Annotated in this window: 8 protein-coding genes; 7 read left to right on the top strand and 1 reads right to left on the bottom strand. The window is 42.7% G+C overall.

Annotated elements, in window-relative coordinates; genetic code table 11:
* Positions 1-219 precede the first annotated feature (219 nt).
* The 7 genes from WCV65_RS18435 to WCV65_RS18405 all read left to right on the top strand — a co-directional run bounded on the left by WCV65_RS18435 (position 220) and on the right by WCV65_RS18405 (position 8,524).
* The gene (locus tag WCV65_RS18435) at positions 220-1,578 is read left to right on the top strand and encodes an MATE family efflux transporter (RefSeq protein ID WP_338782359.1); all 1,359 of its coding nucleotides are present in this window, start codon (positions 220-222) and stop codon (positions 1,576-1,578) included.
* 390 nt (positions 1,579-1,968) lie between these two features.
* Entirely contained in the window at positions 1,969-2,961 is a 993-nt protein-coding gene (locus WCV65_RS18430) for a LacI family DNA-binding transcriptional regulator (protein ID WP_035404689.1), read from the top strand.
* A 51-nt stretch (positions 2,962-3,012) separates the two neighbouring features.
* The gene (locus tag WCV65_RS18425) at positions 3,013-4,314 is read left to right on the top strand and encodes an extracellular solute-binding protein (protein WP_338778503.1); all 1,302 of its coding nucleotides are present in this window, start codon (positions 3,013-3,015) and stop codon (positions 4,312-4,314) included.
* A 137-nt stretch (positions 4,315-4,451) separates the two neighbouring features.
* Positions 4,452-5,780: a sugar ABC transporter permease gene (locus tag WCV65_RS18420; protein ID WP_082883776.1), complete on the top strand. Its 1,329-nt coding sequence runs from the start codon at positions 4,452-4,454 to the stop codon at positions 5,778-5,780.
* Positions 5,781-5,793: 13 nt separating this feature from the next.
* Entirely contained in the window at positions 5,794-6,621 is an 828-nt protein-coding gene (locus WCV65_RS18415) for a carbohydrate ABC transporter permease (protein ID WP_338778501.1), read from the top strand.
* A 259-nt stretch (positions 6,622-6,880) separates the two neighbouring features.
* Complete coding sequence (locus WCV65_RS18410) at positions 6,881-7,504, top strand: DUF47 domain-containing protein (RefSeq protein ID WP_338778499.1); 624 nt, start codon at positions 6,881-6,883, stop codon at positions 7,502-7,504.
* 15 nt (positions 7,505-7,519) lie between these two features.
* A complete protein-coding gene (locus WCV65_RS18405) occupies positions 7,520-8,524 on the top strand; it encodes an inorganic phosphate transporter (protein WP_035404677.1) in 1,005 nt (334 codons plus the stop codon).
* A 60-nt stretch (positions 8,525-8,584) separates the two neighbouring features.
* Here the strand turns inward: WCV65_RS18405 and WCV65_RS18400 are convergent, their stop codons facing one another.
* Positions 8,585-11,287: a M14 family zinc carboxypeptidase gene (locus WCV65_RS18400; RefSeq protein ID WP_338778496.1), complete on the bottom strand. Its 2,703-nt coding sequence runs from the start codon at positions 11,285-11,287 to the stop codon at positions 8,585-8,587.
* Positions 11,288-11,517 lie beyond the last annotated feature (230 nt).

The raw sequence follows: 11,517 nt of genomic DNA, 5'->3' as shown, positions 1-11,517 counted from the left end.
ATGTCCCCAATACCAGACTTAATACAAACGTATTACCGGCTAATTTCCCCGCTGTTTTCCTGCCTGGCAAGAATTTCAATCATAAAATAGCTTTTTGTATTAAAATTGTAAATTCGTAAAAAAGAAGTGCCGGTTAAAGGGGAACTGTGATACGATACTATTTGTTCAAATTTGCCATTGAAAAGAAGGTGCAGCATGGCTCAAACACAACCTGAATTAATGTCCGAAAGGAAGCCGGCAAAAGAGTTAAGTCTATTTCTCCTCACATGGCCGATCTTCCTGGAAGTCTTTTTATTTATGCTAATGGGGATTGCGGATACCTTTATGCTGAGTGCCATTTCAGACGATGCGGTATCAGGGGTCGGAGCAGCCAATCAGTTCCTGCATATTGCCATACTCGTTCTTGAGGTCATCGGTAACGGGGCTTCCATCGTGGTTGCACAATATATCGGATCAAAACGCATGCAGGAGGCAGCTAAAATATCTGCTCTCGCTGTCGTGCTGAACTTGGCCGCTGGTCTTGTTATCAGTGCATGCTTCTTGCTTTTCAGCAGTCAGATGCTGCAATCGCTTAACTTGACAGGCGAAGTTCTAGCCAATGCACAAGGCTATTTGAATATAGTCGGCGGTGCAATTTTTCTTCAAGCCATTATTAATTCACTTGCCGCAATTATCCGTGTTCATGGGTTTACAAAAGAAGCGATGTTTGTTTCGCTCGGCATGAACATCATTCATATTGCAGGTAATTATCTGCTCATTTTCGGTAACTTCGGATTTCCGGAGCTTGGCGTTCAGGGAGCGGCTATTTCCTCCATTATCAGCCGATTTGCTGCGTTAATCGTCTTTTTCTGGCTCCTGTATCGAATTATGGAGGTTCGGATCAAGCTTCAAGATTATTTGAATTTTTCAAAGGAGTATGCCGGAAAAATTTTAAAGATCGGTATTCCATCTGCTTTTGAACAGGTCATGTATCAGGCGTGCCAAATTGTCTTTCTTTTTTACGCTACTTTTCTCGGCTCAGCTTCGCTTGCTGCAAGGCAATACGCTTCCAATCTATCCATGTTCATATTCCTCTTCGCCATTGCCATCGGGATGGGAACTGCGATCATGGTCGGGCGCTATGTAGGCGGCGGCCACAATCAATCAGCCTATGGCCAGGTGTGGAGAAGTGTAAAATGGGCAAGTGCCGTCACTCTTTTTATGGTGGGGGTCATCATTTTGCTCCGTTACCCGCTTATGGAAATGTTTACGGATAACCGTGAAGTCATTGAGCTCGGAGCAAACGTATTGCTGCTAAGCGCTGTGCTTGAGACGGGAAGAACAATGAATATCGTTTTGATTAATTCACTGAGGGCAGCGGGAGATGCTCAATTCCCTGTTTGGATGGGAATGATTTCAATGGTCGGCATGAGTGTCCCGCTTGGCTATCTTTTAGTGTTTCAGCTGGACATGGGGCTTTCGGGAATCTGGCTTGCCATTGCAGCGGATGAATGGACCCGGGCCGTTATTATGTTTTTCCGCTGGCGGAGCCGGAAATGGGAGAAATTCGCGCTCGTTAAGCAGACGGGTGCAGCATGACTGGAAATGAGACTATTCATTAAATCAGTTTTCAAAACAGCCACCTCGATAGTGGATTGTTTTGACTGATTTTCGCTGCAATCCGACAATACGATAATCGTTATTGAACCCCCGGAATGCTTTAATAAAGCGTCCCGGGGGTTCAAGTTTTTTATTGTAAATCCTCATAGACGGGACTGTTTTAGAAAGCCTTTACATATGTGAGATAAATGAAGGAATCGAGCTGAACTGGTTTCTCCTCGAAAGCTGGTTTTTGATTAATTATAATTTTGAAAAAAATCAAAGAAATTACTGTTGTAATTTTTCCCTCTATCATATAAAATCATTTTGAAAACGATTTCAAAAATCGATTTCATAAACAAGGGGGGAATGGATAAGGGGGAAGCTTGCTTGGCGACCATTACAGATGTTGCAAATCTTGCAGGTTTATCACGGTCGACTGTTTCAAGGGTGATGAACAACTATCCTTACGTTTCTGAGGAAAAGAAGAGATTAGTAGAAGAAGCAATGAAAAAGCTCAATTACTATCCAAATTCATCCGCTCAAACGCTGAGAAGCCAGAAAACAGATACCATTGCTGTATTTATTCCAATGCTGACAAACCCGTTCTTTTCATACTTACTTGAGGGAATTGATGCAGTTGCTACTGAGAATGGTTTCAGGCTGCTCGTATGCCAGACCAGATATGACAGAAAAACAGAAAGACAGTTTTTTAATTTAGTAAAGTCTAAGCAAGTAGACGGCATTATTCTTACTTCCATCGAGAACGACTGGAGTACTGTTCGGGATTATATGTCATACGGACCTGTTGTCATGTGCAACGAGTATGATCATGAATCAAACACGCCTAATGTCCGCCTTGATCAGGTGTATGGGGGATACATAGGAACAAGGCACCTGATTGATAAAGGACATAAAAAGATTGCCTTTTGCCAAGGGAGCTTTCGAAGCTTTATCTCAAAAGCGAGAGAGGCAGGCTACAGGCTTGCGATGAAGGAAGCCGGACTTCAGATAAGAGATGAGTATGCCTTTCGCATTGCAGCCGATTATCACGATGGGAAAGAAGTTTTGAAAAAGATTGCAGCTATGGTTGAACGTCCGACCGCTATTTTTACAGGCAGCGATCAGGTTGCAGCGGGGATTGTCTATGAAGCCAGGCATTTGGGCATAAACGTACCGGAAGATTTAGCGGTTATTGGGTTTGATGATCAGCCCATTGCTGAAATGACTCTTCCTCAGCTGACCACCATTCGTCAGCCGGCTCACGAAATTGGCGAACGGGCTATGAAGCTGATGCTTAATCTTGTACTTCCTGAGGAGGATGCCCCCCCTATGCCGGAAGAGCCTTTGAAACTAGAAATAATAGAAAGATCATCTACTTAAATCCTTAATTTTGTAAGGGCTTACAAATATAAAAACAAAGGGGAATTTATAATGAAAATGAAAAAGACGCGTTTTGCAGCTGTCACAGCTCTATCACTTTCTTTAGCACTTGCTGGATGTTCTTCTGATCAGTCATCAAGCACAGATTCTAAAGAAAAAGAAGGAAGCAAGGATGAAAAAGTAACTCTGACTTATGCACGCGGTAAAGACGTAACGAAGGGTACATCTGAAATGGTCAAGGCATTCGAAGAAAAGTACCCGAACATCGATGTCGAGTTCCGAGAAATGCCTGCAGATACAGGCGCTCAGCATGATGCTTATGTAACCGCATTCAATGCGAATTCTACTGAAATTGACGTATTCGATATGGATGTAGTATGGCCGGCTGAATTTGCTCAGGCTGACTACGTACTTCCTCTTGACCGTTACATTCAGCAGGATAAAGTCGATTTGAGCGAGTACAACGAAGGAGCACTTGCAGCTTCCCAATTTAACGGAAAACAATGGGCTCTTCCTAAATTCGTCGATGCGGGTCTGTTATTCTATCGCACCGATTTAGTTAAAGAGGATGAAGTGCCAAAAACATGGGATGACTTAATCAAACAGGCAAATGCGAAAAAAGGACAGGGCGGAACAAAATTCGGATATGTCATGCAGGCGAAGCAATATGAAGGACTTGTTTGTAACGCGATTGAATTCGTAGCAGCTTACGGGGGACAATTCATTAACGAGAAGAATGAAGTTGTCGTAAACAGCCCTGAGACAATCAAAGGTCTTAACAAAATGGTGGAAGTGGCGAAATCAGGCTTTGTCCCTGAGAACGTAACAACATTCACTGAAATTGAATCAGACCAGGCGTTCATTGAAGGTCAAACCGCTTTCCTGCGCAACTGGCCATATGAGTTTGCAAGTGCAAACGATAAAGAAAAATCAAAAGTTGCAGGAAAAGTTGCGATTGCTCCGCTTCCTGCCGGTGATAAAAGTTCTGCGGCTACACTTGGAGGCTGGCAGGCTGGAATCAACAAAAACACTGAGCATCCGAAAGAAGCATGGGAATTCCTTAAGTTTATGGCAGGCGAAGAAGGACAAAAAATTGATGCGATCCACGGAGGCCATGCACCTACTATCAACAAATTATTTGAAGACAAAGAAGTTCTTGAAGCGAATCCAACCTTCGCAGATAAAAACTTCCAGGAAGGTCTAATGGCAGCTGTACCGCGTCCGGTTGCTGCAAACTATCAGGAAATCTCTGAAATCATTCAAATTAACGTTTCCAAAGCAATTTCCGGATCCATGACAGTGGAAGAAGCTGTTCAGGAAATGGAAAAAGAAATGAAAGCTCAAATCAAATAAGTGTATTGCTAGTTTGAGAGCGCACTGGCCCTTTCAAAGGGCCAGTCGCTTTATGTTTTATTGGGAGTATCTTCGTCAAGCTCCATCGCTTTGTTTTGGCTCAGCAGCCGCCTGATTTAAATTAAGGGAGTGAGAAAATGGAAACGAAAACGTCGACTTCTGCCCATGTACCGAAAGATACGAAGCGCAAAAAGAAAAAGAATCCCGAACGGCTCATGGCCTACTCACTAATAGCACCATCTCTGATTCTCATTCTGGCCATTGCTATCTGGCCTGTATTGCAATCATTCTATTTCAGTATGTTTGATCTTAAACTCAGTGATCCCTCTAAATCGGAAACCCATCTAGGCTATGAAATCGATCTCTCCAGATATTTGGACAACTATCCATTCCTCATAAGCGGGATAGATAGCGAAATAAAAGAAAATCCTCAACCAGAGCTAACGGCTATTAAAGAAGATTTGGAGTCTTTGGATAAACAGCTCCAGGATAATCCGAAAGTAAAAGAAAACTATGACCTCGTAAACGACAAACTGCTCAACTTCGAAAAGGTAGATGAAGGAACAGCCGTTGTGGAGATAGATAAAAAACTTGCTCTGGAAATCAGCAGCAAGGCGCAAGAAGCAGAAGCAACACTAAAGGATCTGGAGCTTAAGGATGAAAAGAAAATTACTGGGCTTGCAGACGGACTGAAAGATGTCATACGCCAGCCGAACTTCATTGGATTCAAACATTACTCTGATCAGCTGACTGACGCGAGAATGTGGAAAGCTCTAAGCAATACACTAGTATTCACCGTTTTGTCAGTAGGGTTTGAACTCGTCATTGGACTGGCCATTGCCCTTTTAATCAACAAAGCATTCTTTGGAAGAGGACTCATCCGTGCGACCATCCTTATCCCGTGGGCGATCCCGACCGCAGTATCCGCCCTGATGTGGAAATTCCTTTATGATGGCCAGAATGGAGTCATCGCCAAGATGTTTGAAGAGGTAGGAATCGTTAATAAAATGGCCTACTTGCTAACGACGGATACGGGAGCTATGTTCTCGGTTATCTTTACGGATGTATGGAAAACGACCCCATACATGGCACTGCTATTGCTTGCCGGCCTGCAGACAATCCCGGGATCTTTATATGAAGCAGCATCCATCGACGGTGCGAGCAAATGGAAGCAGTTTACGAGAATCACTCTGCCGCTCCTAAAATCAAGCCTGCTTGTTGCTTTGTTATTTCGAACACTTGATGCTTTCCGTGTGTTCGACTTAATCTTTGTATTAACTGGCGGGGGACCGGCAAACTCAACAGAAACCATTTCCTTGCTGGCGTATAAATACATGTTCAATCAGCAGAACTTTGGAACTGGTTCCGCCCTGTCCGTCATTGTATTTATATGTGTCGCCATCATCTCGATGATTTTCATTCGTTTCCTCGGAAGAGATTTATTAAACGACGGACCAGGAAAGTAGGAGGGAGAAGCAGATGAATAAAAAACCAGGTATCCTATTCTACGTATTTTTAGCAGTCTTTGTTTTTGTCGTCATGTTTCCGTTTTTATGGATCCTGCTTGCATCCATTAAACCGGCGACAGAACTCTTTGGAGAAAAAGCATTTACTCCCTTAACGGACAATCCCACCTTTAAAAACTATATTTCGGTCTTTGTGGATTATCCATTTTTAACATACTTAAAGAACAGTTTTATCGTATCGATCAGCACAACTTTATATACCGTGTTTGTCGCTTCTTTTGCAGCCTATGCGATTGCACGGCTGCAGTTTAAAGGGAAAACCGTCATTCTCGGTTTAGTTTTATCCGTCACAATGTTTCCGCAGATTGCAACGATATCTCCGATCTACATTATTTTGAAAAATCTTGGTTTGACAAACTCCTACCTGGGATTAATCATTCCATATACAACAATCGCACTGCCATTATCGATCTGGCTGCTCGTCACGTTCTTCAGGAAGATTCCATTCGAACTTGAAGAAGCAGCAAGAATGGACGGTGCCACGATTATGCAAACGTTCTGGAGAGTCATCTTCCCGCTTGCAGCACCAGGATTGTTCACAACGGCCATCCTTGTGTTTATCGCTGCATGGAATGAGTTCCTGTTTGCCCTGACGATTAATACAGATGTAGCGTATAAAACGGTTCCAGTAGGTATCGCTTTGTTCCAAGGACAATTCACAATACCCTGGGGAGAGATATCAGCTGCAACCGTTGTAGTAACGGTTCCGCTTGTCATTCTCGTTCTCTTATTCCAGCGCAGAATCGTTTCCGGTTTAACATCCGGCTCTGTAAAAGAATAGAAAAGTATTGAACCCCGCTTCAGGATGGAAGCGGGGTTTTTTCGGAATTTTGTATTCCTGTATGTGAGAAAAAGATTCTAAATAACTGGATAAAAGATAAAATTATAACCAACAAATGTTAAAGTGGTTAGATATTTTATATTACAAGTTTGTAAATGTTGAGGTGCAACTGTTTCGGGTTTCGACAAATTTTTATATAATGCCTAAGGATGCAAAATAAATAGATAAAAAATAATTGGCTCCATGGAGGGATAGAGAAATGGTTTTCTCAAAGAAGAAGGACAAGTTTTCGGATATGCTGATTGAAATTGCGGATAACATAAAAGAGTCATCCGAATATTTCGTCACATATAAAATTTCCAACGCTCATGATTTAAAAAAATTCTTTGAAACGGTAAAAGAGTATGAAAATAAAGGGGATACCCTGGTTCATAACATTATCAAAGAATTAAATCAGGCATTCATTACGCCAATTGAGCGTGAAGACATTCTTCAGCTGGCGATGATTCTCGATGACGTGATTGATGGCTTTGAACAGGCAGCTGCACTGTTTGAGATGTACTCTGTCACTCAGCCTACTGACCATATGAGGAAATTCGTTGTCCAGCTGAATGAAGCGGTCATCGAAATTTCGAATGCAATTGATTTATTATCTGATCGCAAGCTCAATCTTGTCCGCGAACGTGCAATCCGTATTAAAGAAATAGAATCCAATTGTGATAATCTGCTGCGTACATCTGTGAAGAACTTGTTTGCAATGGAAAAAGAAAATCCGATTAAAATCATCCAGCACAAAGAAATCTTTGAAACGCTTGAAGAGATTGCAGACAGCTGTCAGGGCGTTGCAAACACACTTGAAACCATTATCATGAAAAACGCGTAAGGCGGATAACTGATTATGGAAATGACACTCATTATTACCATACTAATTGTCATCTGTGCCCTGGCTTTTGATTTTATTAACGGATTTCATGATACGGCAAACTCTATTGCAACTTCTGTCTCGACTAAAGCATTAAAACCGCGCCATGCCATAATCTTGGCTGCTGTGATGAACTTTGTCGGAGCCTTAACCTTCTCGGGTGTGGCAAAAACCATTACGAAAGATATCGTGGATCCGTTCACCCTGCAGAATGGCTCTGTTGTTATTTTGGCTGCCTTGCTTGCTGCCATTGCATGGAACCTGATTACGTGGTATTACGGAATTCCAAGCAGCTCATCGCATGCCCTGATCGGTTCAATTGCCGGGGCAGTAATCGCAGCTTCTGGTTTTAATGCCTTGAACTGGGCTGGATTTATTAAAATTATTCAGGGACTTATCCTATCTCCAATTCTTGCGTTCGTGATCGGATATATTATATATAGTATTTTTAAAATTATTTTCAGAAAAAATCATCAGCTTTCAAAAACAAACAACCGCTTCCGCAGAATTCAAATTGCAACAGCAGCCCTGCAAGCCTATTCTCATGGAACAAATGACGCCCAAAAAGCGATGGGAATTATCACACTTGCCCTGATTGCTAATGGCTTTCATACAGATCCATCAGAAATTCCATTCTGGGTTCAATTGTCCTGTGCATTAGTAATGGGACTGGGAACATCTGTTGGCGGATGGAAGATTATTAAAACAGTCGGCGGTAAGATTATGAAAATCCGTCCTGTTAATGGAGTAGCAGCTGACGTAACATCTGCAGCGATTATTTTTGGTGCCACATTGATCCATTTGCCGGTAAGTACAACACACGTGATTTCCTCCTCCATTCTAGGAGTTGGATCTTCTCACAGGGTAAAGGGTGTAAAATGGGGGACGGCTAAAACGATGCTCATCACATGGGTAATCACGCTCCCAATTTCAGCCCTGCTCGCTGGAATTATGTACTTGCTCCTGAATTTAATCTTTTAATTGGAAAACCCCCTCTCGCAGGGGGTTTTTTCGTTTGTTTTTATCGTGTTTATAATAGATTTATTTCATCGCCGCATAAATGGAATTTGCAAGCAATCGATAACTGTACTGCGGGTGTGCTTTATTGGTGATGTCGTTTGCAAATAAAGTGATATTTCCTTTCGTGAAGGCAATGGTTTGCCCTTGCAAAGCCTCATGCTTCGGCCACCATCCGCTGATGAAAAAGTCTTTATGATTTGCAACTTTTGCAAGAATTGCGGCATCCTTTGGTACAGCTTTAATGTAGGAGCCTGTGGCAATATATAATTTTTCCTTTTTTGCATATCCGCTTGTCATCATTTGGCCGGCTGAAACATCTGTCCACAAAAGGCCTTCATGGGATGCTCGGGAACCGGTTGTGGTGGAGTAATCAAATCCCGGCAGCAGGTTCTCTTTCTCAGCAAAGTTCAGGGAACTGCTTCCGATACCGATATAGGGCTTGCCCGCCTGGATAAGCGCCTTGGCTGCAAGACCGGAATCATCCACGATAACATCGGCTTCGCTTTCACTTTGGGCAAATTCAAATCCCAGTTCCTTTAGTACATATTTCGAAGCGGCCGATCCGCTGCTGAATACTTTAGGCTGCTTGAGAGCTTTCGTTTTTCCTTTTTTATTATAAGGCTTGAGATCCAAATAGTAGCTGTCTTTAACCAATCCCAATTCCTTACGGGATATCACATAATCTCCTGCTGCATAGCCCTTGCCCGCAGCCGTCAGCTGCTGAACGGGTGCCTTCATTCTGAGAAGCTTGTTCACAGCTTTTACGGCTTCATTGCTGGAATTCTTAACGACGTAGCTGTCCGCTTTTTCCTTTATCTCCGTCTTAGGAGCCGTCACTTTTTTCACTGGCTGCAATCCTTTTGCAAAGGCATTTGCAGAGCGGACTTCCATTCGGGTGAACCCGCGGAGGTCATGGAAGCTGTTCACCACTTCCGCGTACATTTCTTCCCAATCGGATAGATCCTCGCCATCGTAAAGAACGGCATTGACGAACCCGCGTTTTGCCTGTTTCATATCAATGACGTAAGATCCTTTTGGATACGTTTGTTTTCCGGCCTTAACTGCCTTGGATGATTGGCTGACTTTGATGCCATTGCGTATCAGATAGTCGGCCATTTTATGTGCTTCCAGGACGTTTTTTTGAAGCTTCTCATCTACAGGAATGACATAGTAATCCGGGAAGAAACTTTTGTTCCCTTTACGGTCGCGTCCGATTTCTTCTCCTTCCGGATTGACGAACCATTTGTCTGTAGCCCGGTCGTCCCTGCCCAAGACGCCGCGCTCGTAAATATCGAGCTGATTCCTAAATAGCTCCTGTTTGTTCTCCGATACATACTTGGCAGCACCTAAACCAGCATTCACAAGAGCTTTGTAGGATTCCGCATTAAGGTCAGGAATCTCAACCGTATGTCCCATTGCTCCATGGAACATGGAGTAGGTGGAGGTGTAAGAAGGGGTGGCATCATCGAATTTGTTCGGCCAATCCTTTAAAGGAATCAAGTAGCTATCATATTTTGTGTTGGCGATTCCCGCCTTTCCCATCTGTTCTGCCTGTTCGACCATTCCGTCCATGAGCAGATCATACTCGTAATTCTGATTATGGGGAGGGGTACATGGTTCGATAACAAACTCATCATAAAATCCATGGAAATCAAGCAAGGATACCGGAAGCCATTTTGAAAGCCCTTTTGCAAGATTTTGAGTTTCGATTTGCGTTTGGTACGTATTGTCACGGTTTAGATCAAATCCGTTCGCATTTTGACGGGTATTGTACACACGTCCATCCGGATTTTGTGTGAAGTTGAAAAGGAAAATAACATTGTCTAAAGCTTTGTCAATATTGATATTCGTTTCCTTTTCACGGCCCTGGTTGTCGGATGTTTTAAAGGATTTGTTCTTTTCTGTGGCAAAAATGCGGTACAGCTCTACAATGGCGTCCACTCCCGGTGACTCGTCTGGATGGATGTTGTTGATCCAGATGGGTACCTTATAATTCTTAAGCTGGCCATTTGCAATTTTTTTCTTCAATTCTGCCGGATTTTCAAGTTTTTGCTGGGCGATTTGATTTAAATATTGATCAACGGAGGCTTTATCTTTTGCCAGCACCATAAAGTGCATCGGTCTTCCTTCAAATGAAGACCCAAGCGTTTGATAAGAAACATAGCGGCCGTTGATGGCTTCCTTGCTGATTTTATCGATGGCAGGCTTGATTTCGTCCCATTTTAAATATTCATCATAGACGTTCAATTTAAGAGGAACCTTTGCAGCTTGACCCTTTACAGGATCTGTTACGGCTAATTCATAGGTTCCGATTAAGGCAGGGTAAAGCGTACGAAGACTTCTTGGGGAGACATCCTCTGTTCCATAGAGGAGGCTGAACTTCAGTTTCGCTTTAATCTTCGTTGTTCCATCTATGTAGGCAGGCGGCTCTGAGAACGTAATGTAAGGTGAACCGGAGTATTTCTTTGCAGCAGGGTCCCATTGCTTCCACTGATCGAGCGGCTTTCCGCCAAAGGTCCATTGGAGCTTACTTAAGTCTGCTGAATAACCCAGATCGGCTGTTACTTCAATCTCTCTTTCCTCCGTCATGGAGATCAGCGACTGGCTTGCTTTCATCGTCACAGCCAATACAGACTCACTTGTTGTTATAGCCTGTACGGGGGCGAAACCGAATGTGAAAAATACCATTATTGCCATTAAAATAGACAAGCTCTTTTTACCCATAGTTCCCCTTCCTTCCTATGTTTCTATCAAAAAATTACAATACAAGAAAAGGTTATCACAGGATAAGCAGGAGAAAAAGAGAAAAATGAATTAATATTAGTTATTTTGCATATATTTATAGATTAAATGTGATTTGTAAAGGTTTTTCTATATAATAATGTATTATTATTCAAAAAACGTGTCGAAAAAGAAGTAAATCGCTCGTTTTTTGTTCCTTTCTGTCTGAAGTA

The sequence above is a fragment of the Metabacillus sp. FJAT-52054 genome, assembly GCF_037201815.1.
GTDB lineage: Bacteria > Bacillota > Bacilli > Bacillales > Bacillaceae > Metabacillus_B > Metabacillus_B sediminis.
Note: the sequence above shows the minus strand (reverse complement) of the source record. Positions and strands in the feature narration are given on the sequence as shown.

Excerpts from the sequence above, each read along its gene's own strand:
- WCV65_RS18435 (WP_338782359.1), top strand. The coding sequence starts at position 220 with ATGTCCGAAAGGAAGCCGGCAAAAGAGTTAAGTCTATTTCTCCTCACA.
- WCV65_RS18425 (WP_338778503.1), top strand. The coding sequence starts at position 3,013 with ATGAAAATGAAAAAGACGCGTTTTGCAGCTGTCACAGCTCTATCACTT.
- WCV65_RS18420 (WP_082883776.1), top strand. The coding sequence starts at position 4,452 with ATGGAAACGAAAACGTCGACTTCTGCCCATGTACCGAAAGATACGAAG.
- WCV65_RS18415 (WP_338778501.1), top strand. The coding sequence starts at position 5,794 with ATGAATAAAAAACCAGGTATCCTATTCTACGTATTTTTAGCAGTCTTT.
- WCV65_RS18410 (WP_338778499.1), top strand. The coding sequence starts at position 6,881 with ATGGTTTTCTCAAAGAAGAAGGACAAGTTTTCGGATATGCTGATTGAA.
- WCV65_RS18405 (WP_035404677.1), top strand. The coding sequence starts at position 7,520 with ATGGAAATGACACTCATTATTACCATACTAATTGTCATCTGTGCCCTG.
- WCV65_RS18400 (WP_338778496.1), bottom strand. The coding sequence starts at position 11,287 with ATGGGTAAAAAGAGCTTGTCTATTTTAATGGCAATAATGGTATTTTTC.